This window comes from Mesobacterium pallidum (genome assembly GCF_019966535.1).
GTDB classification, from domain to species: domain Bacteria; phylum Pseudomonadota; class Alphaproteobacteria; order Rhodobacterales; family Rhodobacteraceae; genus Mesobacterium; species Mesobacterium pallidum.
Genome location: NZ_JAIMID010000015.1, coordinates 32,244 through 57,515, shown reverse-complemented (window position 1 = coordinate 57,515; position 25,272 = coordinate 32,244). Strand labels below are relative to the sequence as shown.

General features: G+C 66.9%; 23 protein-coding genes. 7 read left to right on the top strand and 16 right to left on the bottom strand.

Translation table 11 applies throughout. The features are described 5' to 3' along the window. Positions 1–40 precede the first annotated feature (40 nt). From MF270_RS19625 to MF270_RS19615, 3 genes are read left to right on the top strand one after another with little or no spacing between them, the layout of a single operon-like run. Entirely contained in the window at positions 41–1,822 is a 1,782-nt protein-coding gene (locus MF270_RS19625) for an IlvD/Edd family dehydratase (protein WP_238367480.1), read from the top strand. 22 nt (positions 1,823–1,844) lie between these two features. After that, positions 1,845–2,579 carry an SDR family oxidoreductase gene (locus MF270_RS19620; protein ID WP_238367479.1) on the top strand — a complete coding sequence of 245 codons (735 nt, stop codon included), beginning with the start codon at positions 1,845–1,847 and terminating at the stop codon, positions 2,577–2,579. A gap of 4 nt (positions 2,580–2,583) precedes the next feature. Continuing rightward, positions 2,584–3,384 (top strand): NAD-dependent epimerase/dehydratase family protein, encoded by an 801-nt coding sequence (locus MF270_RS19615; protein ID WP_238367478.1) that lies wholly within the window; start codon positions 2,584–2,586, stop codon positions 3,382–3,384. A gap of 75 nt (positions 3,385–3,459) precedes the next feature. Here MF270_RS19615 and MF270_RS19610 read toward each other — a convergent pair whose 3' ends face one another. The 8 genes from MF270_RS19610 to MF270_RS19575 form a co-directional block, all read right to left on the bottom strand. Next, positions 3,460–4,350 carry a DMT family transporter gene (locus tag MF270_RS19610; protein WP_238367477.1) on the bottom strand — a complete coding sequence of 297 codons (891 nt, stop codon included), beginning with the start codon at positions 4,348–4,350 and terminating at the stop codon, positions 3,460–3,462. 4 nt (positions 4,351–4,354) lie between these two features. After that, positions 4,355–5,077, bottom strand: a complete 723-nt coding sequence (locus tag MF270_RS19605) for an SDR family oxidoreductase (protein ID WP_238367476.1) — start codon at positions 5,075–5,077, stop codon at positions 4,355–4,357. Next, the gene (locus MF270_RS19600; RefSeq protein ID WP_238367475.1) at positions 5,074–5,967 is read right to left on the bottom strand and encodes an NAD(P)-dependent oxidoreductase; all 894 of its coding nucleotides are present in this window, start codon (positions 5,965–5,967) and stop codon (positions 5,074–5,076) included. The genes MF270_RS19605 and MF270_RS19600 overlap by 4 nt, the downstream gene beginning before the upstream one ends. Positions 5,968–6,010: 43 nt before the next feature. After that, positions 6,011–7,501: a UxaA family hydrolase gene (locus tag MF270_RS19595; RefSeq protein ID WP_238367474.1), complete on the bottom strand. Its 1,491-nt coding sequence runs from the start codon at positions 7,499–7,501 to the stop codon at positions 6,011–6,013. A gap of 8 nt (positions 7,502–7,509) precedes the next feature. Continuing rightward, on the bottom strand, positions 7,510–8,451 hold the full coding sequence (locus tag MF270_RS19590) for a phytanoyl-CoA dioxygenase family protein (RefSeq protein WP_238367473.1): 942 nt from the start codon (positions 8,449–8,451) through the stop codon (positions 7,510–7,512). A gap of 52 nt (positions 8,452–8,503) precedes the next feature. Continuing rightward, a complete protein-coding gene (locus MF270_RS19585; RefSeq protein WP_238367472.1) occupies positions 8,504–10,132 on the bottom strand; it encodes a TRAP transporter large permease in 1,629 nt (542 codons plus the stop codon). A gap of 1 nt (position 10,133) precedes the next feature. Further along, on the bottom strand, positions 10,134–10,937 hold the full coding sequence (locus MF270_RS19580) for a TRAP transporter small permease subunit (protein WP_238367471.1): 804 nt from the start codon (positions 10,935–10,937) through the stop codon (positions 10,134–10,136). A 113-nt stretch (positions 10,938–11,050) separates the two neighbouring features. Beyond that, entirely contained in the window at positions 11,051–12,064 is a 1,014-nt protein-coding gene (locus MF270_RS19575) for a TRAP transporter substrate-binding protein (protein ID WP_238367470.1), read from the bottom strand. A gap of 237 nt (positions 12,065–12,301) precedes the next feature. Here MF270_RS19575 and MF270_RS19570 point away from each other — a divergent pair, with 237 nt between their 5' ends. Then, entirely contained in the window at positions 12,302–12,991 is a 690-nt protein-coding gene (locus tag MF270_RS19570) for a GntR family transcriptional regulator (RefSeq protein WP_238367469.1), read from the top strand. Next, positions 12,988–13,833, top strand: a complete 846-nt coding sequence (locus MF270_RS19565) for a fumarylacetoacetate hydrolase family protein (protein ID WP_238367468.1) — start codon at positions 12,988–12,990, stop codon at positions 13,831–13,833. The genes MF270_RS19570 and MF270_RS19565 overlap by 4 nt, the downstream gene beginning before the upstream one ends. Before the next feature lie 144 nt (positions 13,834–13,977). Here MF270_RS19565 and MF270_RS19560 read toward each other — a convergent pair whose 3' ends face one another. The 3 genes from MF270_RS19560 to MF270_RS19550 are packed head-to-tail and all read right to left on the bottom strand — an operon-like array spanning position 13,978 to position 16,606. Continuing rightward, positions 13,978–14,733 carry an SDR family NAD(P)-dependent oxidoreductase gene (locus MF270_RS19560; RefSeq protein ID WP_238367467.1) on the bottom strand — a complete coding sequence of 252 codons (756 nt, stop codon included), beginning with the start codon at positions 14,731–14,733 and terminating at the stop codon, positions 13,978–13,980. Between the two features lie 11 nt (positions 14,734–14,744). Continuing rightward, positions 14,745–15,791, bottom strand: coding sequence for a transketolase family protein (locus MF270_RS19555; protein WP_238367466.1), 1,047 nt, complete (start codon positions 15,789–15,791; stop codon positions 14,745–14,747). After that, positions 15,788–16,606 (bottom strand): transketolase, encoded by an 819-nt coding sequence (locus tag MF270_RS19550; protein WP_238367531.1) that lies wholly within the window; start codon positions 16,604–16,606, stop codon positions 15,788–15,790. The genes MF270_RS19555 and MF270_RS19550 overlap by 4 nt, the downstream gene beginning before the upstream one ends. Positions 16,607–16,812: 206 nt before the next feature. Between MF270_RS19550 and MF270_RS19545 the strand changes: the two genes are divergently transcribed. Continuing rightward, positions 16,813–18,153 (top strand): NAD(P)H-dependent oxidoreductase, encoded by a 1,341-nt coding sequence (locus tag MF270_RS19545; protein WP_238367465.1) that lies wholly within the window; start codon positions 16,813–16,815, stop codon positions 18,151–18,153. A gap of 91 nt (positions 18,154–18,244) precedes the next feature. Here the strand turns inward: MF270_RS19545 and MF270_RS19540 are convergent, their stop codons facing one another. The 3 genes from MF270_RS19540 to MF270_RS19530 are packed head-to-tail and all read right to left on the bottom strand — an operon-like array spanning position 18,245 to position 21,477. Next, positions 18,245–19,927, bottom strand: coding sequence for a methyl-accepting chemotaxis protein (locus MF270_RS19540; protein WP_238367464.1), 1,683 nt, complete (start codon positions 19,925–19,927; stop codon positions 18,245–18,247). Then, a complete protein-coding gene (locus MF270_RS19535) occupies positions 19,924–20,238 on the bottom strand; it encodes a hypothetical protein (RefSeq protein ID WP_238367463.1) in 315 nt (104 codons plus the stop codon). Before MF270_RS19535 ends, MF270_RS19540 begins: the two co-directional genes overlap by 4 nt. Positions 20,239–20,274: 36 nt before the next feature. After that, a complete protein-coding gene (locus MF270_RS19530; RefSeq protein ID WP_238367462.1) occupies positions 20,275–21,477 on the bottom strand; it encodes a LysR family transcriptional regulator in 1,203 nt (400 codons plus the stop codon). Between the two features lie 102 nt (positions 21,478–21,579). Here MF270_RS19530 and MF270_RS19525 point away from each other — a divergent pair, with 102 nt between their 5' ends. After that, complete coding sequence (locus MF270_RS19525; RefSeq protein ID WP_238367461.1) at positions 21,580–22,953, top strand: aminomethyl transferase family protein; 1,374 nt, start codon at positions 21,580–21,582, stop codon at positions 22,951–22,953. A gap of 70 nt (positions 22,954–23,023) precedes the next feature. Here MF270_RS19525 and MF270_RS19520 read toward each other — a convergent pair whose 3' ends face one another. Then, complete coding sequence (locus MF270_RS19520; protein WP_238367460.1) at positions 23,024–23,404, bottom strand: hypothetical protein; 381 nt, start codon at positions 23,402–23,404, stop codon at positions 23,024–23,026. A 36-nt stretch (positions 23,405–23,440) separates the two neighbouring features. Beyond that, a complete protein-coding gene (locus MF270_RS19515) occupies positions 23,441–25,021 on the bottom strand; it encodes an FAD-binding oxidoreductase (RefSeq protein ID WP_238367459.1) in 1,581 nt (526 codons plus the stop codon). Between the last annotated feature and the right edge of the window lie 251 nt (positions 25,022–25,272).

Here is a 25,272-nt window from a genome sequence, read left to right as displayed (position 1 = left end):
TATCGGATGCCGCAGGCGACCACATCCCGGGGAGGGCCACATGTCAGACACACGCGCACGCAAGCGGTTCAGATCGCAGGAATGGTTCGACAATCCGAATAACCCCGGCATGACCGCGATCTACGTCGAACGCTACCAGAACCAGGGATTCACGCGGGGCGAGCTGCAATCGGAACGGCCGATCATCGGCATCGCCCAGACCGGCAGCGACCTGGCACCCTGCAACAAGATCCACGTCTTCCTGATGGACCGGATCAAGGCCGGCATCCGCGAGGCGGGCGGCATCCCGATGGAATTCCCGGTCCACCCGATCCAGGAAACCGGCAAGCGCCCGACCGCCGCGCTGGACCGGAACCTGTCGTATCTTGGGCTGGTCGAGGTGCTGCATGGCTACCCGATCGACGGGGTCGTGCTGACCACCGGCTGCGACAAGACCACGCCCGCCATGCTGATGGGCGCGGCCACCGTCGACATCCCGGCCATCGCGCTCAACGGCGGGCCGATGCTTGACGGCTGGTGGAAGGGCAAGCGCGCCGGCTCGGGCTCGATCATCTGGGAATCGCGCCGTCTGCTGGCCGAGGGCAAGATCGACTACGAGGAGTTCATGGGGCGGGTCTGTTCCTCGGCCCCCAGCCTTGGCCATTGCAACACGATGGGTACGGCCTCGACCATGAACGCCATGGCCGAGGCGCTGGGCATGTCGCTGACCGGCAACTCGGCGATCCCCGCGCCCTTCCGCGAGCGGATGGGCATGGCCTACGAGACCGGCAAGCGCATCGTGCAGATGGTGCTGGATGACCTGAAACCGTCGGACATCATGACCCGCGAGGCCTTCGAGAACGCCATCGTCGTGAACGCGGCCATCGGCGGCAGCACCAACGCCCCGCCGCATTTGCAGGCCGTCGCCCGCCACATGGGGGTCGAGCTGAACGTCAAGGACTGGGAACGCATCGGCTACGACGTGCCGCTGATGCTGAACATGCAGCCGGCGGGAGAGTATCTGGGCGAATCCTTCTTCCGTGCCGGCGGCGTGCCTGCGGTGATGGGAGAGCTGATGAAGGCCGGGCGCATCCGCACCGGCGCCATGACCGCCACCGGCCAGACCATGGGCGAGAACCTGACGGGCTGGGAAAGCGTCGATCACGACGTCATCACCACCTATGACGCGCCGCTGCGCAAGAACGCCGGATTCAAGGTGCTGTCGGGCAACCTGTTCGATTCCGCGCTGATGAAGACCAGCGTGATCTCGGACGATTTCCGCAAGCGCTTCCTGTCCGAGCCGGGCTCGGAAGGCGTGTTCGAGGCCAAGGCGGTGGTGTTCGAGGGGCCCGAGGATTACCACGACCGGATCAACGACCCGGCCCTGGGGATCGACGAGAAGACGATCCTGTTCATCCGCGGGGTGGGCTGCGTCGGCTATCCCGGCAGCGCCGAGGTGGTGAACATGCAGCCGCCGGACGCGGTCATCAAGGCGGGGATCAACCACCTGCCCACGGTGGGCGACGGCCGCCAATCGGGCACCTCTGAAAGCCCGTCGATCCTCAACGCCTCGCCGGAATCGGTGGTGGGCGGGGGGCTTGCCTACCTCAGGGACGGCGACAAGGTGCGGCTGGACCTGAACGCCTCGACCATGGACGCGCTGGTCGATCCGGCCGAATGGCAGGCCCGCATCGACGCCTGGGTCGCGCCCGAGCTGCGCCACCAGACCCCCTGGCAGGAAATCTACCGCACCCATGTGGGCCAGCTGGCCGATGGCGGCTGCCTCGAGCTCGCGACCGCCTATCACAAGGTCGGGCAGGACCTGCCGCGCGACAACCATTGACCCGGCACGGACGGAGACGGACATGAGCACCATCATCATCTCGGGCGCCGGCAGCGGCATCGGCCAATCGACCGCCCGCGCTTTCCTGGACGCAGGCTGGAAAGTCGGGCTGATCGGCCGGCGCGCCGAAGCACTGGAAGACACCGCAGGCGGCCATGCCGACGCATTGGTCCTGCCCTGCGACGTGACCGACGAAGCCGCGGTCGAGGCGGCCTTCGGCACCGCCATTGATGCCTGGGGGCACCTTGACGCGGTGTTCAACAACGCGGGCGTGTCGATCCAGGGCAAGACCATCGACGAGCTGTCGGTCGCCGACTGGCGCGGGCTGATCGACGTCAACGTCACCGGGTCCTTCATCACTGCGCGCGAGGCCTTCAAGCGGATGCGCGCGCAGGACCCGCAGGGCGGGCGCATCATCAACAACGGCTCGATCTCGGCCTATGTGCCGCGCTGGGGCTCGGCGGCCTATACGACCTCGAAACACGCGATCACCGGATTGACGCGGTCGATCAGCCTGGACGGTCGGCCGTTCAACATCGCCTGCGGGCAGATCGACGTGGGCAACGCCCTGACCGAGATGGCGCGCAAGATGACGACGGGCATGCCGCAGGCCGATGGGTCGATCCAGGTCGAGGCGGTGATGGATGTCGGTAACGTCGCGAAATCGGTGCTGCACATGGCGTCCCTGCCCTTGGAAGCGAATGTGCAGTTCATGACCGTGATGGCGACCACCATGCCCTATATCGGGCGGGGCTGAGCCGATGCGCAAGGTGAACCGCCTTTTGATGACCGGCGCGGCGGGGATCGTCGGGGCGCAGCTGCGGCCGGGCCTTGGCGAGTTGGCGCATCACGTGCGGCTGTCGGACGTGGCCGACCTGGGGGAGGCGGCGCCGCACGAGGAGATCGTGCCCTGCGACCTGACCGACACCGACCGGCTGCGCGAGCTCGTGCGCGGCTGCGACGCGGTGCTGCATTTCGGCGGCGTCTCGACCGAGAACACGGCGGAGTTGATTCACAAGGTCAATATCGAGGGGACCTATCACCTTTACGAGGCCGCGCGGAAGGAAGGCGTCAAGCGGATGCTCTTCGCCTCGTCCAACCACGCCATCGGCTTTCACAAGCGCGAGGATCGGCTGGTGGGGTCTTCGCCGGTGCGGCCGGATTCGAACTACGGGGTCAGCAAGGTCTATGGCGAGGGGCTGGCGAGCCTTTACTGGGACAAGTACGGGATCGAGACGCTGATCGTGCGGATCGGGTCGTGTTTCCCGCAGCCCAAGGACCGGCGGATGATGGCGACCTGGCTGTCGGCTGCCGACTTCCTGCGGCTGATCGGGCGGATGCTGGACGCGCCCCGGCTGGGCTGTCCCATCGTCTACGGCGTGTCGGACAACGACGAGCAATGGTGGGACAACCGCGAAGCGGCCTTTCTTGGCTGGGTGCCGCGGGATTCGTCGCGCCAGTTCGCGCATCTCTTCGACGATGCCGCGCAGGAGGACCCCAATGACCCGGCGGTGATCTACCAGGGGGGCGGGTTTGCCAAGGCGGGGCATTACGAGGATTGAACCGCGTGTGGCCAGCCTGCGTGGGGGCTGTCTGCCCCCACACCCCCGAGAGTTTATTGGCAAGATGAAGAGGGATCAGGGCCTTTTGGCCAGGCTGCGTTCGCGTTGCCAGATGTAGAGGCCGGAGGCGATGATGATGAGGCCGCCTCCGAGGGTCCAGACCGTCGGCCAGGTGTCGAAGACCAGGATGCCGGCCACGGCAGCGAGGAAGATCTGGCTGTAGATCATCGGCGCCAGGATCGAGGCATCGGCCCAGCGGTGGGCGAGGTTTGCCGCGATGTGACCCGCCGCGCCGAAGCCGCCGATGGCGCAGAGGATCAGCCATTGCAGGCCGGTCTCGGGCCAGGTCCAGACGTTCAGAGCAAAGGGCAGCAGGACGATGGTGGCCAGCGCGGTCGACCACAATTGCTGCGTCGCCTGCGTTTCGATCCCCGCCAGCATCCGTGTCATGATGAAGTAGAGCGAGGCGATGGTCAGCGCGGCGAGGCTGAAGAACATGGCCGGGTGGAATTCCGCGCGCCAGGGCTGGACCACCACCAGCACGCCCAGGAACCCGGTGCAGACCGCGAGGAACCGGCGCAGGCCGACCTTTTCGCCGAGGATCGGGATGGCCAGCAGGGTGATCAGGATCGGCTGGGCAAAGGCAATGGTCGTGGTGACGGTGATCGGCAGGTACTTCAGCGCCATGAAGTTGCAGATCGTGCTGCCGAACAGGAAGACCGACCGCAGCACCTGCCGCACCGGCGCGTTCGAGCGGAAGATGTCGCGCCCCTCCTGGGGCCCGTAGAGCGCCAGCGCGTAGACCAGGTGGCCGAGGTAGCGGCAGAAGACGACCTGGATCACCGGCAGGCCCGCCAGCGTGAGCCACTTGGCCGAGGTGTCGATGCAGGTGAAGAACACCACCGCCAGCGCCATGGTCAGGATGCCGGCGCCGGTGCGCTCTTCGCGGGGACGCGCCTGACTCATGCCATCACATCGTCATGCCGCCATCGATGGCCACGCATTGGCCGGTCATGTAGCGGCTTTCGTCGCTGGAAAGGTAGAGCACCAGGTCGGCAATCTCCTGCGCCTCGCCCAGCCGTCCCATGGGCTGGCGCGCGACGAAGGCCTTCATCGCCGCCTCGTAATCACCGGTATCGCGCAGCCGGCCCTGCAGCGACGGGCTGTCGACTGTGCCGGGCGCGATGGCGTTGCAGCGGATGCCCTGCGTGATGTAATCGGCCGCGACCTGCTTGGTCAGGCCGATCAGCGCCGCCTTGGACGTGCCGTAGATGAACCGGTTCGGCAGCCCGCGCAGGGACGAGCAGACCGAGGCGATGTTGACGATGGCGCCGCCACCGCGCCCCAGCATCCCCGGCAGCGCGGCCTTGATCGCGTGGAAATGCGCCCGGACGTTGAGGTTCATGGCCAGGTCGAAATCGGCATCGTCCGTATCCATGATTGTGCCGTTGTGGACGATGCCCGAGCAGTTCACCAGCACGTCGGGCTGGGCGGCCTCGACCGCCGCCGCAAGGGCCGCGCTGTCCATCACGTCGAGCGCGAAGTGCTGGTCGACCTCGAGGCCCTCGAGCAGGTCGCCGCGCAGGTCGGTGGCGATGACACGGGCGCCTTCGCGGGCCAGCGTCTCGGCCGAGGCGCGGCCGATGCCGGCGCCGGCGGCGGTGACGAAGGCGGTCTTTCCTTGCAGTCTCATGTCGTCTCCCTCCCCAGGTTGCGGGCCATCCAGTCGACCATCTCGGGAACCATGATCCCGCCGCTTCCCGAGGCGATGGCCTCGCGCAGGGTCGCGTCGGCCGCGGTGGACATGCGGCTGTGAAGGCCGAGGTCCTGCGCCATCTGGCGGTAATACCCCACATCCTTGGACCCGTTCGCGACCGAGAAGGCAAGGTCGATCTGCCCGTCCACCGCGTAGTTGCGGATGAAGTCCATCATGCCCGAATGGTTCGGCCCGGCGGCCATGACGCCATACAGCGCCCCGCGGTCGATCCCGGCGGCATCGGCCAGGGCAAAGGCTTCGGACATGGCGCAGGCCGTCGTCATGGCGAAATAGTTGTTGATCAGCTTGATCGTGTGGCCGTTGCCCAGCTTGCCCAGGTGAAAGACGTTCTCGCCCAGCACATCCAGCACCGGTCGGATGTTGTCGAAGGCCACCTTGTCACCCGCGCACATGATGTTGAGGTCGCCCTTTTCGGCATGGGCCGGGGTGCGGCCCAGCGGCGCGTCGAGGTAGATCGCGCCCTGCTCGGCCAGCGCCGCGCCGATCCTGAGCGTCGAGGCGGGCAGCGATGTGCCGAAGTCGATCACCACCTGCCCGTCGCGGGTGCCGGCGAGCACGCCGTCCGCGCCGAAGATGCGGCTTTCGACCTGCTCGGACGTGCCGACGCAGAGCATGACGATGTCGGTCGCGCGGGCGAGGTCACGGGCGCTGGTCGCCTCGGTGCCGCCGCGCGAAAGGGCTTCCTCGATCCCCGTGCGGTCGCGGTGGCCGAGGACTGTGACGGCATAGCCTGCCCGTTGCAGGCAGCCGACCATGGCGCGGCCCATGAGGCCGAGGCCGATGAAGCCGATGGTGGGGTGGGTCATGGGTGCCTCCTTGCGGGCCGGTGCGTGGCTGCCGGGGGCGGTGTCACATCACCGCCCCGATCTGCCAGGGCACGAATTCGTAATCGCCAAGGCCCTGCGCCTCGGACTTGCTGGCCGCGCCGCTCGCCATGCGCAGCCACATGTCGTAGATCTCGCGGCCGACCTCCTCGACCGACCGACCTTCGGTCAGGATGGTGCCGGCGTTGATGTCCATGTCCTCGGTCATGCGGTTGTACATCTCGGTGTTGGTCGCGACCTTCATCGAGGGGCTGGGCTTGGCCCCGAAGGCCGAGCCGCGCCCGGTGGTGAAGCAGACAAGCGTGCAGCCCGAGGCGATCTGGCCCGTGACGCTGGCGGGATCGTAGCCGGGGCTGTCCATGAAGGTGAAGCCCTTGGCGGTCACCGGCTCGGCATACTTGTAGACGCCGGTCAGCGGCGTGGTGCCGCCCTTGGCCGCCGCGCCAAGCGATTTTTCGAGGATCGTGGTCAAGCCGCCCTTCTTGTTGCCGGGGCTGGGGTTGTTGTCCATGCTGCCGAGGTTGCGGGCGGTGTAATCCTCCCACCAGCGGATCAGGCCGATCAGCTTGTCACCGACGGCGCGATCCACGGCGCGGGCGGTCAGCAGGTGTTCGGCGCCGTAGATCTCGGGCGTTTCGGCCAGGACGCCGGTGCCGCCCTGGGCCACCAGCAGGTCGCAGGCATATCCGACGGCGGGGTTGGCGGTGATGCCCGACCAGGCGTCCGAGCCGCCGCATTGCAGGGCGACCATCAGCTCTGACGCCGGGCATTCCTCGCGCTGCGCTTCGTTGACGAGGGGCAGCATCGCCTCGATCTTCTGGATGCCCAGCTCGACGGTTTTCCGCAGCCCGCCGACGTCCTGGATGTTCATAGCCTGGAACAGCGGGCCGGGGGTGAGGCCGTAGGCTTCGATCAGCCAGTCGATCTGGTTCATCTCGCAGCCCAGCCCGGCCATCAGCACGGCGGCGACGTTGGGGTTGCGGGCATAGCCCCACATGACGCGCTGCAGCGCCTCGAACCCGTCGCCGCTGCCGGCCATGCCGCAGCCGGTGCCGTGGACGAAGGCGACGACTCCGTCCACGTTGGGGTAGTCGGCGAGGCGGTCGGGCGTGAAGTGGTTGGCAATCATCCGCGCGGCGGTGGCCGAGCAGTTAACCGAGGTAAGCACAGCGATGTAATTGCGCGTCCCGACCCGGCCCGAGGGGCGGCGATAACCCATGAAGGTGTCGGGGGTCGAAGCCGGGGCCACGGGGCGCAGGTTGGTCGAGAACTCGTAGTCCATGTCCACGTTGCGGAATGCGAGGTTGTGGGTGTGGACATGGGCGCCCTGCGGGATGTCCTCGGCCGCATAGCCGATGGTCTGGGCGTATTTCACGACAGGCTCGCCCGCGCGGATTGCCCGGGTTGCAAGCTTGTGACCCCGTGGGATCAGCTGGGTGGCGCCTTCGTCACCGACGACGAGCGACGTGATGGCGGTGACGACGTTGTCGGCGTCGGACAGGCGGACGGTTTTCATGGGGGACCTCAGGCGCAGACGGGGCTGTCACTGCTCCAACGGTGGATCGGGATATGGGGCTGGCCCGACAGGCGCGCGCGGGCCGCCAGCCACATGTCGGCCCAGACGCGCCAGTCGCGCAGCTCGGTCTGCGGGTTGGCGCGGGACCGGGCGACGAAATCGGGGAAGTGCGCGCGGCCGGTGGGCTGGCCGGTCACGTTGTAGCGGATGTCGAAGGACCAGCGGAACTGGTCGCTGACGTTGTCGAGCGAACCATGCGGGGTCAGCGGATGAAAGATGACCGCGCCGCCGGCCTTGACCGGCAGGGGCCGCGCCTTGGACTCATCCAGGAACCCGTCCGCGATGCCGGTCTGCCGTTTCGGGCAGTGGGGGTACATCTGCGGCTTGCCGGGGATGACCTGCAGGCAGCCGTTTTCCACCGTTGCATCGCTGATCGCCAGCCAGACGGTGACCATCTGCGTCTGGTCGCCTTCCTCATGCGCGACGGCGCGGTCCTGGTGCCAGTCGGTCGCCATGATATGCGCGCGGTTTTCACCGCCATCGAGGTGTCGCGCGGGCGGTTTCAACCGGACATGCTGGATCGGGTTCGAGGTCAGCTCGGGCCCGATCAGGTCCTCGACCATGTCCAGAAGCCGGTCGCAGGTCAGCATGTCGAACACCGCCGGGCCGAAATGAAACGGCGTGCCCGGCGCGATCTCTCCGCCCGGCAGGGAAATATCCATGGGCTGGAACCAGTCGCAGCCGGCGTCATAGCTGACCAGCAGTTTCTGCCAGAAATCCATGTCGCCGGGCGGGGGCACGCGTCCTTCGGCGTGCCAGCGGTCGTAGAGCCGGTCCATCAGGTCCGTGTACTCGGCCTTGACGGCCGTGAGCACATCGGCGGGCAGCACGTCCGGAACGACGATGACGCCGTCGCGGTGGAATGTGTCGATCTGGTCTTGCGAGAGCATGGCATCCTCGGGGGCAAGGGCCGGGGCGCGCATCGCCCCGGCAAGGATCGGGTCAGAGGAAGACCGTCACGATGTTCGGCCAGATCAGCAGCACCGACAGGGCCAACAGCTGCAGCCCGATGAAGGGCAGGAAGCCGCGGAAGATCGCCGTCAGCGTGATATGCGGCGGGGCCACCGACTTGAGGTAGAAGGCGGCAGGGCCGAAGGGCGGCGACAGGAAGCTGACCTGCATGTTCATGCAGAACACAACGCCGAACCAGATCGCCACGTGCCGCGGCTCGAGCTCTCCGAAGACGCCGATTTCCTCGACCGGCAGCTTCAGCACGATGGGCAGGAAGACCGGCATGATCAGCAGCACGATGCCGACCCAGTCCATGAACATCCCCATGATGAGGAAGATCACCATCATCACTAGGATGATGCCCATGGTCGGCAGGTCCGCGGCGACGATCAGGTTGGCGACATAGGTCGGCCCGCCCGCCAGCGTGTAGGCGGCGGCCAGGGCGGCGGCGCCGATGGTCACCCAGATGATGGTGCCGGTGGACTTGAGCGTGCGCATCAGGCTGTCCCAGACGATCTCGAAGGTCATCTCGCGCCGGATCAGCCCGATGACGAAGACGGCGACGACGCCCATGCCCGCAGCCTCGGTTATGCCGGTGATGCCCATGTAGATCGACCCTAGGACGACGCCGATCACGATGGTGGGCGCGATCAGGCCCTTGCCCATCTCCCAGCCCTCGTCGGTGCGTTCCTTGCCGACGACGAAGTGCATGATGAGGAACGACAGCACGAAGGCGCCGATGATCCAGGGGATGTCCGCCACCATGCCCAGCGCGATGGGGTCCACCCCCTCGGTCACCACGTTCTCGCCCGTGAGGGTGAAGAACAGTGCGCGCAGGAACAGCACGCCGGTGATCCACATGGCAAATTTCGACAGGAAGCCGAGGAAGCGCATGAATTTCTCGCGGCCCTGCGGTTCGGACGGGTCGATCGCGGGCAGCGGCGCCAGTGCGGGGTTCAGCTGCGTGCGCACCACGATGTAGATGATGAAGAAGGACGCCAGCATGAAGCCGGGCAGGAAGGACGCGGTGAACAGCGCCTTGATCGAGGTTTCCGTCACCAGTCCGTAGAAGATCAGCACGATGGACGGCGGGATCATGGTGCCAAGCGAGCCGCTGGCGCAGATCGTGCCGATGGCGAGGTTCTGGTCATACTTGAGCCGCAGCATCTGCGGCAAGGCGATGAGGCCCAGGAGCACGACTTCGCCGCCGATGATGCCGGACATGGCGGCCATGATGACGGCCATGATCGAGGTGACGATGGCAATGCCGCCGCGCAGCCCCGACATCCAGCGGTTCAGCGACGAATACATGTCGCGCGCGATGCCCGAGCGTTCCAGCAGCGCCGCCATGAAGATGAAGAGCGGCACCGATATCAGCACGTAATTCGTCATCTGTCGGTAGACGGCCTGGCCCAGCACCGACATCGGCCCCTTGCCGAAATTGCGGAACAGCAGTTCCGGCCCGAATTTCATGGTCAGCACGGCAACGGCCAGGAAGGCCGAGGCGAACCCCAGCGGCATGCCGAGGGCCAGCAGGATGAACATGCCGATCAGCAGGAACAGCGACAGCGTGCCGATGTCGCCGACCTTCATCCACGAGAAGAGTTCGAGAAACTCCATTTCAGTCCTCCAACGTCTTGCGGATGTTCTCGATCTCGATCTCGTCGATATCGTCGTGGCCGTGATGTTCGGGCGCCTTGTTCCAGTCGGCGATCAGGTTGGAAATCGCCTGGATCGCGACCAGGCAGATGATCAGCAGGATCGCCGGCTTGACGATTCCGGGAATCGGCGGGTCCCAGGCGGTGCCGAAGGTCTCCATCCGCAGGAACCGGGTCTTGGCATCGGCATAGCCGCCCCAGACCAGCGCGAAGGTGAACAGCAGCAGCAGGCCGAGCGAGATGAGGTCCGCCGTCTTTTGCATCCAGCGGGGCATCATGTCGTAGATCACGTAGATGCGGATATGGCTGCGCTGCTGCATCGCGTATTGCCCGGCGAACAGGAACACGAAGGCCGCGATCCAGAGGCTGAGCTCGTTCGCCCAGAGCGTCGGGCGCGAGAAGACGTAGCGCGACACGACCTCGTAGAACATCACGATCACCACGAGGGCGACCATGATCATCGCCGCGCGCGAGCAGACCAGCGAGACGATGTCGAAGAAACCCTCGGGCTTCTGTTCGATCATGCCGACGAAATCCGACAGGTAGACCGAGGTGAAGAAAAGCGTGCCCAGCAGCGCATAAAGCATGAGCGACACGAGGGGCCGGCCCTCTGGGCGGATCATCTCGTGCATGCCGATCGCCTCGGCCGAGACCATCCGGTTCAGCACCAGCCAGATGAATAGCAGCGCCACGACGGCCCCGAAGCCCAGCGCAATGGTCCTGACGGGACCGCGCATCCGGCCAAGCCAGACACTTTCCTGTTCCATAACCGCCCCTCGCCATTGGTCAAGGTCCCGCGCAAGCACAGGACAAGGAGGCGACGAGCCCCGTGACAGGGGGCTCGCCGACCGTTCAATTCGTCACCGGCAGGTGACGGCGCTTACTGGATCAGGCCCAGCGCGCGCAGGTAGGTCTTGTGGCTTTCCAGGATCTTGCCGGCCTCGGGCGACCGGGACCCCCAATCCTCCCAGGCGACCTGGGCGCCGCGGCGGAACTCGGCGCGATCCTCGGCCGACCAGTCGTAGAGGGTCACGCCTTCGGCCTGCAGCTTGGCCGCGGCTTCGGCATTCGCCTTTTCATTCGACAGGGCGATCTGGAACGACAGCTTCTGCCAGGCGGTATCGATGATCCGGCGCTGCTGCTCGGTCATGCCGTCCCAGACGTCCTTGTTGCACGCCAGGTGGTCCGACGGCATCGAGTGGAACCCCGGGTAGGTCGCGTGCTTGACGATGTCGTAAAGGCCAAGACCGACGTTGTTGGCGAGACCCGAGGCATCCGCCCCGTCGATGATCCCGGTTTCCAGCGCGGTGAAGATCTCGGTAAAGTCCATCACGATGGGCGATGCGCCAAGTTCCTGGAAAATCTCGGTTTCCATGCCCGGAGGCGAACGGAACTTCCAGCCTTCGAGATCGGCGAAACCGGCCAGCGGCTTGGACGAGGACAGCGATTCCTGGCCGTAGATCGACCAGCCGATCAGCTGCATGCCCTGGGCGTTGTAAAGCTCTTGCGCGGCGGCATAGCCGTCCCCGTAATAGAGCCACGAATACTGCTGCCAGGGCGTGTCATAGCCGCCCATGATGTCACCGACAAACTGGAACGCGGGGTTCTTGCCGGTCTGGTAGGCGCCGCCCGTGGCGTCGCAATCCACGATGCCGTTGATCGCGGCGTCGAAGGTCTCGGTCGTGGCCACGACGGACGAGCTGTAGAACATCTCGATCGTGATGTCGCCGCCCGACATGGTCTGCACATCGTCGATCCAGATGGCCAGCATCTTGCCGGTCGGATGTTCGGTGGCGTAGTGGGTCTGGATCCGCAGCGTGATCGGATCAGCCGTGGCGGACGCGGCCACGAGGGCCGTCGCTGCCGCCGAAAGCAGCATGGTTTTGACGTTCATAATTTCCTCCCTTGGTGGCCGTTCTTTCGGGCCTCCTCCTCGTGGATACGCGACCTCCTACGCGCACCCAGATGGTATACCATCTGCCTGAAACGCTAGCGAATGCCGTGTCGACAATCAACGTTTTTTGGTATACCAAACCGGAAAAAGGCACGGTTTCCCGCCTTTTTCTTTCCGGTTAGAAGACCGTACCGGACAGCACCGCGCCCAAGGGGCGCCCTTTATGGATTCGACCTTATGAAGGAACCCGTTCTTGCCCAGCAGATCGCCGCCCAGTTGCGCCGCGACATCCTGCGCGGCAAGCTGGCGCCGGGCGCTTCGGTCAAGGAACGCGACAACGCGGCCGAGCTTGGCGTCAGCCGGACGCCCATGCGCGAAGCGATCCGTCTGCTGGCAACCGAAGGGCTGGTGCGGCTGCGCCCGTCGCGCAGCCCGATCGTCGCGCAGCTCGACTTCAAGGAGGTGCAGGACCAGACGCAGGTGCTGGTCGCGCTGGAAAAGCTGTCGGCGGAACTGGCCTGCATCCATGCCACCCGCGCCGACATCGACGGCATCAGCCGCATCCTGGCCCGGATGGAAAAGCATTTCGACACGATGGACCCGCTCGACATGTTCGAGGTGGACATGTCCTTTCACGCCGCCATCGCCCGGGCCTCGCACAATGATGCGCTGGCCGAGACGCATACCTCGTTCATGCAGCGGCTGTGGCGCGCGCGCTACCTGTCGGCGGTGCAGCGACGCAACCGCGAACGGGTGGTGACCCAGCACGGCCAGATCGTCGATGCCCTGCGCGCGCGCGACCCAAGGGCCGCCGTCGCCGCCATCGACATCCACCTGCGCAACATGGCAGAGGACATCCGTTCGGTCATCGCGGCAGAGAACAAAGAGACGCAATCGCCGGAATCGGCAAACGGAGGACAGACATGAAACTACTCAGATACGGGCCGGCCGGGCAGGAAAAGCCGGGCATCCTCGACGCAGCTGGCAAGGTCCGGGACCTGTCGGGCATGGTGCCCGATTTCGGCGGCGCGACCGTGTCGCTCGAGGCACTGGACCGGATCCGCGAGATCGACCTGGGCACCCTGCCCGTCGTCAGCGAGCCCGGCCGCATCGGCGCCTGTCTCGCCTGGGTGCCGAACTTCCACTGCGTCGGGCTGAACTACACCAAGCATGCCGAGGAAAGCGGGATGCCGATCCCGGCCGAGCCGATCCTGTTCAACAAGGCGACCTCGGCGCTGTCGGGCCCGAATGACGACGTCGTCCTGCTGCGCGACTCAGAGCGCGGCGACTGGGAGGTCGAGCTGGGCGTCGTGATCGGCCGCGCGGCGCATTACGTGTCGGAAGAAGAGGCGCTGGATTACGTCGCGGGCTATTGCACGGTGAACGACGTGTCGGAACGCGAATTCCAGATGGATCACCTGGGCCAGTGGGTCAAGGGCAAGTCGGGCCCGACCTTCGGCCCCGCCGGCCCCTGGCTGGTGACGGCGGACGAGATCCCCGATCCGCAGGTGCTGCGCGTCTCGCTCGACCTGAACGGCGAGACCGTGCAGGACAGCAACACCTCGGACATGATCTTTTCGGTGCGCGAGATCGTCAGCTACATGAGCCGGTTCATGAAACTTCTGCCGGGCGACATCATCGCCACCGGCACGCCGTCGGGCGTTGGCCTGGGGATGAACCCGCCCCGGTTCCTCAAGCCCGGCGACGTCATGGAAGTGCATGTCGAGGGGCTTGGCTCGCAAAAGCAGAAAGTGGTCGCGCCGGTCTGATCCGCCGCCCGAATGCACCAAGGGCCGCCCCACCGGGCGGCCCTTTTGCGTTGCTGCTGGCCAGGTCGCGTTTCTGTCCGGGGCCTTGCCGGGGACGTCCCCACACCCGGCGGCCCGTGCGACCCGGCCAGCCCCCAAGTCACCCTAGTGGATCAGCGAGCCGCCGTTCACGTCGACCTCGGTCCCCGTGCAATAGGCCGACAGGTCCGAGGCAAGGAACAATGCGCAACCCGCGACGTCCGACGCCTCGCCCGCGCGGCCCATCGGGATGCCCGCCAGCACCTGCGCGCGCATCTCGTCGGTCAGCTTGCCTGCGGTGATGTCGGTGGCGATGAAGCCCGGGCAGATGGCGTTCGACCGCACGCCGTCCGGCGCATATTCGCGGGCCATCGCCTTGGTCAGGCCCAGGATGCCCGCCTTGGCGGCCGAGTAATGCGGCCCGCCAAAGATCCCGCCGCCCCGCTGCGCGGACACGGACGACATGTTCACGATCGAGCCGGACTTGCGCCCGCGCATATGCGGCAGCAGCGCCTGGCTCATGTAAAGCGTGCCGCGCAGGTTCACGTCGAGTACGGCGTCGTAGTTCGCGGGCTCGATCTCCATGAACTTGAGCGGCTGGGTGATGCCTGCGTTGTTCACAAGGATATCGACCTGGCCGAAGGCCTCGAGCACTGCCTGAGACGCCACCTTGCAGGCCACCCGGTCGGTCACGTCGCAGGCCAGGCCGATATGCCCCTGGCCCGGCAGATCGGCCGCCGCCGCCTCGGCCGCCGCCGCGCCCAGATCCAGGATCGCGACCCGTGCGCCATGTTCGGCGAACAGCATCGCCGTCGCCTTGCCAAGGCCGCGCGGGCTGGCCGCGCCGGTGATGATGGCCGTCTTGCCGCCCAAAAGTCCCATGGTCGTCTCCTTCATAGCCACGCCTTGACGCGGGTCGCCACCGCGTCCACCGAAAGGCCGTATTGATCGTGCAACGTGGGCAGCGCGCCCGCGTCGAGGAATTCGTCGGGCAACCCGATCTGGCGGAAGGGCACATGTACCCCCTCGCGCATCAGCGCCGCGCCCACCGCTTCGCCAAGCCCGCCGATGACCGAGTGGTTCTCGGCCACCACCACCAGCCGGCCCTTGCGGGCGGCCTCGGCCGTGATCGTCGCGATGTCGAGCGGCTTGATCGTCGGCACATGCAGCACGGCGCAGTCGATCTTGTCGGCTTTCAGCCGGCGCGCGGCGTCGATGCAGCGCATGGTCATCAGGCCGGTCGAGACGAAGAGCACGTCGCTGCCGTCATGGATCAGCTGCGCGCGGCCCGGCTGGAACTGGTAGCCGAATTCGCCCAGCACGTCCGGCACCTGGCCCCGCAGCAGGCGCATGTAGACCGGGCCGGGGATATCGGCGATGGCGCGGGTGGCCTGTGCCACCTCGGTCGCGTCGCAGGGATCGATGATCGTCAGGTTCGGCATCCCGCGAAAAATCGCCAAGTCCTCGGTCGCCTGGTGGCTGGGGCCATAGCCCGTGGTCAGGCCCGGCAGGGCGCAGACGATCTTGACGGGCAGGTTCTCCTCGGCGATGGCCATGCAGATGAAGTCATAGGCCCGGCGCGAGGCAAAGACCGCATAGGTCGTGGCAAAGGGCGTGAAGCCCTCGCGCGCCAGTCCGGCGGCGGCGCTGACCATCACCTGCTCGGCCATGCCCATCTGGTAGAAGCGGTCCGGGTGCGCCTGCGCAAAGACATGCAGGTCGGTATATTTCGACAGGTCCGCCGAGAGGCCGACGATGTCGTCGCGGGTCTTGGCCAGATCCGTCAGCGCATGGCCGAACGGGGCCGACACCGTCTGCCGCCCCTCGGCATCGAGCGAGGCGATCATGGCGCTGGTCTTGCCCCCGCCCTGCGGCGCCTGCCGGGGGGTGAACTGCGACTTGCGGCGCGACTGTGCGCCGAACGGCGGCTCGACGGTCATAGGGGGCGCTCCGCATCCAGATGGGCCAGCGCGCGCGCCCATTCATCGGCCTCGACCCGCACGAAATGGGTGATCTCGCGATGCTCGAGAAAGGGCACGCCCTTGCACATCTTCGTCCGGCAGATGATCACCCGCGGCTGCGGCTCGGGATGGTCGCGGGCCGCATCCAGCGCCGCCACGACGGCGGAAAGGTCATTGCCGTCCACCTCCTGCGCGAACCATCCCATGGCGGCCCATTTGGGCGCCTCGGGGCCCCGGGCCAGCGCGTCGGTCGTCTTGCCATCCGCCTGCTGGTCGTTGAAATCCACCAACGCGATGAGGTTGTCGAGCTTCCATTGCACGGCGGACATCACCGCCTCCCAGGTCGATCCCTCGCCCAGCTCGCCATCGCTCAGCAGGTTGTAAACGCGCTGGTCCCCGCCTTTGCGCCTAAGCCCCAGCGCCGCGCCGACCGCGATGCCCAGGCCGTGGCCCAGCGAGCCGCCGGTGATCTCCATCCCCGGGGTGTAGCTGGCCATGCCCGACATGGGCATGCGGCTGTCGTCCATGCCATAGGTGCCGATCTCGTCCTCGGGCAGCACCCCGGCCTCGATCAGCGCGGCGTAAAGTGCGATCGCGTAATGGCCGATGGAGAGGTAGAAGCGGTCGCGCCCCTCCCATTCGGGGTCGCCGGGGCGATAGCGCAGCGCGTGGAAATAGCTGGCCGCCAGCAGGTCGGCCACGCCCAGCGCCTGGCCGATGTAGCCCTGGCCCTGCACCTCGCCCATCCGCAGCGCGTGACGGCGGATCGACCAGGCCCGCTGGGCCAGGCTCATGTTCGCGCCCGTCGTCTGCGTCTGGTTGGTCACCGGTCTCTCCCCACCTGGCGTGAGGCTCAGGGGACCACGAAAGCCCCCCTCGGAACAAACTTGATTTCTTAAACCGTCTTTAAGCTGAGCTAAATAAAGGCTGCGGTTTTGTTGATGGTCAGATGGCCGTGGTGCGGCCTAGTCTGACCACAGGGCGCACGAGGGAGGATGCCATGAACCTGTCGAAACTGCTGGCCGAGCGGGCCGATGGCGGCCGACCTGTGCGCGTGGGCGTGATCGGCGCGGGCAAGTTCGGGTCGATGATCCTGGCGCAGGCGCGGTTCATCGCGGGCTACCACGTGGTCGGGATCGCCGACCTCGACGTCGGCAAGGCGCGGCAATCGCTGGCCCGGGTCGGCTGGGACAGCGCGCAATACGCCGCACCGTCACTGTCGGCCGCGCTGGACGCGGGGACGACCCATGTGATGGACGATGCCGCTGCGCTATGCGCCTTCGACGGACTCGATTGCGTGATCGAGGCAACGGGCCACCCCATTGCCGGCATCCGCCACGCGCTTGCCGCCATCGACGCGGGCAAGCACGTGATCATGGTCAATGTCGAGGCCGACGTGCTCTGCGGCGCGATCCTGGCCGAACGGGCCCGGGCCGCCGGCGTGGTCTATTCCATGGCCTACGGCGACCAGCCCGCCGCGATTTGCGAGTTGGTGGACTGGGTCCATGCCTGCGGGTTCGAACTGGTCGCGGCGGGCAAGGGCATGAACTTCGCGCCGCCCTATCGCTATTCCACGCCCGACACGGTCTGGAGCTACTTCGGCTGGACCGACGAAGAGGTGGCGGCAGGCGACTTCAATCCGAAGATGTATAACTCCTTTACCGACGGCACCAAGGCGGCGATCGAAATGGCGGCGGTCGCCAATGCCACCGGGCTCGATTGCCCGGACGACGGGCTGGGCTTCCACCCGGCCGGGCTGCAGGACCTGGCCCGCGTCTTCCGACCCGAGGCCGAAGGCGGGCGGCTGGCAAAGCCCGGCCTTGTCGACATCGCGGCCAGCCGCGAACCGGACGGGCGCGTGGTGCTGAACAACATCCAATACGGCATGTTCGTGACCTTCCGCGCGCCCGACGCCTATACCCGCGACTGTTTCCAGCAATACGGTCTGCTGACGGACGACAGCGGTTGGTACGGCTCCATGTGGCGGCCGTTCCACCTGATCGGGCTCGAGACCAGCGTGTCGGTCCTGTCGGCGGTGCTGCGCGGCGAGCCGACCGGCAGTTCGACCCGCTACCGGGCCGATGCCGTCGCTACGGCCAAGGGCGATTTCGCGGCGGGCGACGTGCTGGACGGCGAAGGCGGCTTCAAGGTCTGGGCCAAGGCGATCCCCGCGCGCATCGCGGCGGACATCGACGCCTTGCCCATCGGGCTGGCCCACAACGTGCGGCTCAAGCGGGCGATCCGCAAGGACCAGGTGGTGACGCTGGACGATGTCGACCTCGACGGTGAAGCCGACATCCTGTCGTTGCGGCGGGACCAATTGCGCCTGCTGGAGGGCTGACCGGGCGAAGAGAACCGCCAAACCGGCTCCGGAACAGACCGAACGCTCAGGCATCTGGCGAAGTCCGTCGTTCTGCAACCGACTACGGCCGTCAGGCCGCGCGGTCGGCGGCCATGGCCGCCATCGCGTGCTTGAACCCGTCCGTCAGGCGCTTCATCTCTTCGGCGCTTTGCGTCAGCGTGCCCGAGGCGGCGGCGGTTTCCTCGAAGACGGCGGCGTTCTGTTGGGTGATGGCATCAAGGTCGGTGACGGCGGAATTGATCTCTCCCAGTCCCGTCGCCTGTTCGCGGGCCGAGACGGCGATCTGGTCCACCCGCTGGGTGATATCGACGACCGCCTCGATCACGTTCTTCAACGCATCCACCGTCTCGCTCACGTGGCGGACGCCGTCGCTGACCTGGTGCTGGCTCTTGGCGATCAGCTCTCCGATGTCCTTGGCCGCTTCGGAGGATCGCTGCGCCAGCGCCCGGACTTCCGACGCGACCACGGCAAAGCCACGGCCAGCATCGCCAGCGCGCGCCGCCTCGACCCCGGCGTTCAGGGCCAGCAGGTTGGTCTGGAAGGCGATCTGGTCGATGACATCGATGATCTTGCTGATCTCGCCCGCCGATTCGTCGATGGCCGACATCGCGGTCGAGGCGCGTTCCACCACCTTGTCGCTGTTCTCGGCGCTGCGCTTGGCGCCGGCGGCCGAGACCGCAGCCTGCGAGGCACTTTCGGCCGTGTTCTGGACAAGGATCGTCACCTCCTCCATCGCGGCGGCGGTGTTCTCGAGCTTGGCGGCCTGCTGTTCGGTTCGGGCGGACAGCTCCATCGCGGCCCGGCTGATATCGCGGCTGTCGCCCAGCATCATCTCGGCATGGCCCGCGACCTCGCGGATGGCGGCGGCCACGGCGTCCATGGCCGCGTTGAAGTCGCGGCGCAAGTCCTCGTATTCCTCGGCAAAGGGTTGGGTCAGGCGCAGGGTCAGGTCGCGGCGCGACAGCGCCTTGAGCCCGCGGCCCAACTCGTTCACCACCCCCTCCTGCGCCTTGCGCTGCTCCTCTGCGGCGCGCCGCTCCGCCTCTTCGGCGGCAAGGGCGCGGGCATTCGCGGCGTTGGACTGCGCCTGCTCGGCCGCGAGGTCTGCGACCGCTTCTTCTGCCTTGGCGCGGGCGGCCTCCGCCTCGCGCTGAAGGTTCACGGCGTCGCGTTGCGCGGCAAGGGCAGTATCGCGCGCCTCTTCCGCCTCCCTCCGGGCGATGGCCATTTCGTCCGCGCTGGCCGAAATCTCGTCCCGCATGGCGTGTTGGCGGGTGATGATCCACATCAGCACCGCCGATTCGATCAGCACCACCAGCGCGTGGAACACGGTACGTTCGAGGTTCACGATCAGGTCGGTGCTGGGATAGACCAGCACGGGCAGGAAGAAGGTCAGCCCAAGGTGATGCACGGCCACAAGGGCCGTGGCCACGATGATCGTCTTCACATCGTCGAGCGCCACGAGGGCCGCCAGAGCCGCGAAGAAGACCATGTGGGCGTCGATCTGCCAGGCATGATTCGCCAGCGCCGCGACCAGCGCCGCGGCTTGGCCGACGAAGGCGAGACCGATGAAAGACCTGCGCAGCGGGTGGTTGGTCATCACCCCTGCCACCCCGCACCCGAGGAAGGCGAGTGACAAGCCGCCCGGCACCCAGGGCGCATTGCCGGCCCAGAGCGCCATCAGCACCACGATGACCGTGAAGACGCCGCTGAAGATCAGCAGGTATTTCTCTGCAACGTTGGTTTTCGTCATGTTTGGGTTCCTTCGGGATAGCCGCATATCCGGGCGATCCATTGTCCGTCCATCACGCGCCAGGCACCGATTTCCAGCGCCTTCGCGACAAAATCCGCGTCCCCCGTGGCCAGGGTCGCGAAAAGCGCCGGGACCGGCGTGACGACGATGCCGCCTGCCGCCTCGACCAGCGCATCGGGATTTCGCCCGATCACCAGGATCGGACCGTCGCCCTTTGGCGGAGGCGCCATGGCAATCACCGACAGCGGTCCCGAGAGCACCAGCAGCAGGCCCATCACCACGGGCAGGAAAAGATGTTTGATCCGGGTCATGGCTGGCGACGTTAGGCCATGCGTCTTAAGCGCGATTTAATGCACCCGGGGCGACACGCGTTTTTCCAGCCGCGACAGGAAGGTGGCGACGGCGGTGGGCGCGGCCTCTCCGGCGGGGCGGGTCACACCGATGGGCACCCGCGCGCCCGGCAGGTCCAGGGCCACGCGGCGCAGACCGGCGCGGAGCCCGGCCATCTGCGCTGGGCCATAGCACAGCAGGCCCAGCAGGTCGCTTTCCAGCAACATCTGCTCGGCATTGGCAAAGCCGTGGATCTCGCAGGATTGCGCGGGGGGCGGCGCCCCGGCGCGGCGCAGCACCCGGTCGAAATATCGCCGGGGCGGCGTGCCATGCGGACCGACCAGCCAGCGGTGACGGGCCATCGCCTCGATCGTCATGGGGCCGTCGTGGCAGGGGTGGTCGTGGCGGGCAACGATGGAAAACGTCTCGTGATACAGCGGCGTCTCGGTGAACCCGGCGACCGGGGAGGGGCCGCGCAGGATCCCGATGATCAGATCGATCTCGCGCCGCTGCAGCGCCTCGCTGAGGGCCGTGTAGCTGCCCGGAACGGCGACGAGGCGCACGTGGGGGTGATCGCGGGTGAGCTCTCCGAAGGTGCGCAGCACGTCGTCCTGGCCCGAGAAGGGCAGCATGCCGACCGCAACGCGCCCGACCACGCCGCGCGCGGCCTCGTCGATCAGGCGGGGGATGGCGCCCAGTTCCGCCGCGATCCGGTCCCAAAGCGCGGCAAGGGCATGGGCGGCGGGCGTCGGCGCCAGCCCTGCGGGGCGCCGGTCGAACAGCGGCAGCGGCACATGCGCCGACAGGTCGCGCAGCGCCTGGCTGACGGCGGGCTGACGGATGCCCAGCGCCTGCGCGGCACCCGAGGCGCTACCGCTGCGGGTCACCGCCGCGACCGCCTCGAGCTGGTGCCAGCGGATGACGCCCGCCAGCCGGCCCGCGCCGCCCAGATCGGCCGCCTCGACCGCCGAAAGGTCGTCGAGGATGCGCTGGCTGGCGGCGACCACGATCTCGCCCAGCGGGGTGGGGTCGGTGCCGGACCAGCCGCGCTGGAACAGCGGCACGCCCAGGCTGGCCTCGGCCTGGCTCAGCGCGCGCGAGGCCGCCGATTGCGACATGTTCAGCCGTCCGGCGGTGTCAGAGATCCCGCGCGCGGCCGCCAGCGCGCGGATCACGCGCAGCTGCTTGGCACTCAGTCGGTCGGGGGGCGCATCGGGCATGGCGCGATATAAGCAGATCGGAGAGCCATATTCAAAGGGCGCATATGCACCCCGCCCGCCCCCGCGCTACAACATGCGCCAAAGCAATCCGGAGGAGATTCCATGACCGCCCAAAGCCTCGAGGACAAGATCCGCGCCCACGGCAACCCGTCGCACATGCTGCAGAACGCCCAGACCGGCGCCTACCAGTTCCCGGTCGCGCCCCAGTACACCAACTGGATGGAAGAGGTCCGCGCCTGGCGCAACGGCGCCGTGCTGATGAACCAGTCCTACCACATGACCGACCTTTATATTCGTGGCAAGGACGTGAACAAGCTGCTGGGCTACGTCGGCGTCAACAGCTTTGCGACCTTTGGCAAGGACAAGGCCAAGCAGCTGGTCTGCGTGAACCCCGACGGCTATGTCATCGGCGACGTGATCTGTCTGGGCCTCGCGGATGACGAGGCGCTGCTGATCGGCCGCCCGCCGGTCTGCAACTGGGTCGCGTACCAGGCCGAGATCGGCGATTTCGACGTCACGACCGAGTTCGACATTCGCAGCCTGGAGAACCCCGACAAGCCGCGCAAGCTTTACCGCTACGAGGTGCAGGGACCCAAAGCCCTCGACATCCTGAACGAGGTGAACGAGGGCGGCCCGCTGACCACCAAGTTCTTCAACATGGGCTATATCACCATCGCGGGGAAACAGGCGCGCACGCTGAGCCACGGCATGGGCGGCGCGCAGGGGCTCGAGATCTGGGGCCCCTACGAGGATGGCCCGGCGGTGATGGAGCGGCTGATGGAAGCCGGCGCCAAGTACGACATCCGCAAGTGCGGCGCGCGGGCCTATTCGACGGCGGCGATGGAATCGGGCTGGATCCCCTCCCCGCTGCCCGCGATCTACTCGGGCGACGCGATGAAGGGCTACCGCGAATGGCTGCCCGCCAACGGGTTCGAAGCCACGGCCACGGTGGGTGGCAGCTTCCAGCCCGACGACGTGGCCGACTACTACCTCACGCCCTGGGACCTCGACTACCAGCGGGTCGTCAAGTTCGACCATGACTTCATCGGCCGCGACGCGCTGGAAAAGATGGCCGAGGGGCCGCACCGCAAGAAGGTGACGCTGGTCTGGGACAAGGACGATGTGCTCAAGATCTTCGCCGGCATGATGGAGGCGTTCCCCGGGCCGAAGCTGATGGAGCTGCCGACGGGTCACTACGCGGCGCATCCCTACGATCAGGTGCAGCTGGACGGAGAGATGGTGGGCCTTGCGACCTACCCGTCCTATTCCGCCAACGAACGCGCCTGGATCACGCTGGCCATGGTGCGCGAGGACCTGGCCGAGCCGGGCACCAAGGTGCAGATCCTCTGGGGCGAGGCGAACGGCGGGACCGCCAAGCCGCATGTGGAAGAGCACCGTCAGATCCTGATCGGCGCCGAGGTGCAGCCCTGGCCGATCCACAGCGCCGCGCGCGAAAGCTACCGCAAGCAGTCGTAAGCGGCTGATCCGAAACGAAGACCGGGCGGGGATGCGGCTGCATCACCCGCCCGTTTTCCTGCCCGGACCTTCAGCGCGGGCCCGCGACCATCGCGGCCAGCGGGTAATGCACCTGGTTGCCCCGGCCCGAGACCGCGGCGTTGGTCGCGCGCACCCTCAGCGTCAGCGCAACCCCGCCCGAGCGGCGGCGCGAGGTGGCGTCGTGGTTGGCAAAGACCATCTGGGCGGGCCGCTTGATCTGGAAACTGACCTTGCCGCAGATGCAACGGCCCGTGGGCAGACCCTCCTGCCCTAGGGCCATCGGTTCACGCAGCAGTTCGGGCAGTCGGTCGCGCGCGAGACTGCGCGCCATGCCCATGTGCTGGCCCGGCTTCTGACCCACCGGCACCTCGGCCGTCTCGCCTTGACCCGCCCCGGCGCCAAAGCCGAAGGGGCATTTGCTCTCGGCCATGTCCTTCAAACCGATGGCCCATTTCCCGTGTGCCCGTCAGGCCGCCTCGACCTTCTGGTGTCCCTCGCAGGTCTGGCAGAACGCCTCGCCCGTGCGGTTGTGCATGAGAACCGCCTCGCCGGCCATGATCTCGGCATGGCAACCGTCGCAGACCGATCCAATCTCCATGATCTCTTGGCTGAAGCCATCAAGGTCGACCTCGACCCCGTTGCGCAGGATGCCGCGCGTGGCCGATTTGACGAGATCGCGGCGGAAGGTCTCGTGCAACGCGGCCCACCGATGGATCAGCGGCTCGGCCAGCCCGTGCCGACGGACCACGTCAAGGAACATCTTTTCGAGGTGATCGAACAGCTCGTCGGTGAGGACCATCCACTGAGGCGCGTTGAACGGTTCTTCACAGAGATGGAGCCGGGTGCCGGAAAACAGGTCCTGCAGGAAGGTGTACTGCTTTTCGATCGCCCGGCTTTTCGTGACACGGTGAAAGCAGGGCGCGAGCTGCTGGTCGGCATACACATGCGTATAGAAATCGATCAGGATGTCGGTCAGTTTCGCGCCATGCTCCAGCGCCTCCCACAGGCCCTGGTCGCGCCGTTTCGCCTTGAGCCTGGCGGCATTTGTAGTGACGTAAGGCTTTGGCGTATCGAAGGACTCCGAATGGATGCGGTCCAGCGCGGCACCGTTTTGCAGGGCGCGGATGCGGGCGCTTTCGATCATGTCGGACGTGCCGCACAGGAACACCTCGGTCTCGCCGAGGTCGCGATGCCAGTCGAAGGCCAGCGTGCCCACCCGCGCCGCCGGAATGCAGCCGTAAGCCTCGCGCGAGGCGGCCTGGAGCACGGTCACACGGTCCCCGGGCAGCGGATGCACGTGATCGTCAAGGTAAAGGTCATCGCCCGTCCGGCCGCCGAGATAAAGGTGGATCGGCCCCGCGTGGCCCGCGTCCAGCGCGGCGCGCAGGATGCCGGTCAGCACGCCGCCCCCGGTGCCGGTGCCGATCAGCAGCAGCGGGCGGTCCAGCATCTGGCGGCGGTAGGTGAAATCGCCCATGGGCGCCTGGAAGGTGACCTTGTCCCCCGCCGACAGGCCCGCGACCCAACCGCTGACCGCGCCGCCCTCGTAGATCCGCACGTGGATCTCTAGGAAGTCATCGGCCTTGGTCGAGACGATGGAATAGCGGCGCAGGTCGCCAGCTGGGTTCATCAACCCGATGACCTGGCCGGGCTGCCAGTCGAGCTCGGTCATGGGTTCCAGCCGCAGGATCACGATGCCCGGCGCGGGCGTCACCGTCTCGGCGACCATGGCTGTGTGGGTGCGGTGCGTCAGGTCGGGCAGCCTGGCCTCGACCGTGGTCACCCTGGTGGCGCAGCAGGGCAGGAACATCCCCATCTCGCGATACTCCTGCGGCAGGCGCTCGACCGCCTCGCGGCCCGGATCGCCGCTTTCGGCCTGCAACATGCAGGTCCGGCAGGTGCCCTTGCGGCACGAGAACCTGACCGGCGCGCCCTGGCGCAGCATCGCGTCCAGCACAGGCTCCCCGGCGCCGACGATGTACTTGCGGCCCGCGAACTTGATCCAGTTTCCCGACAACATGCCCAGCCCCTCCGCCACGTATTCCACGATCAGTATCTCTTGACCATTCGAATGTGCCGGGAGTTCGACGCTGGTGTGCCGGGGGCCGGACAAGACCGTGTTCGGTACCGGGGCAACGAATTGCGCCTTGATCCAGCCGATGTCGCGGGCATCGGGCGGACAGGCAAGCCGCGCTGCGGAGGCCTGGGCCACCGCGTGCGGGTCAGACGCCGGCGCGTGCCCATCCGGGCGCGCTGCCTTGCGCCGCAGCCGATGCCGCAACATGGCTCTGCGCGGAC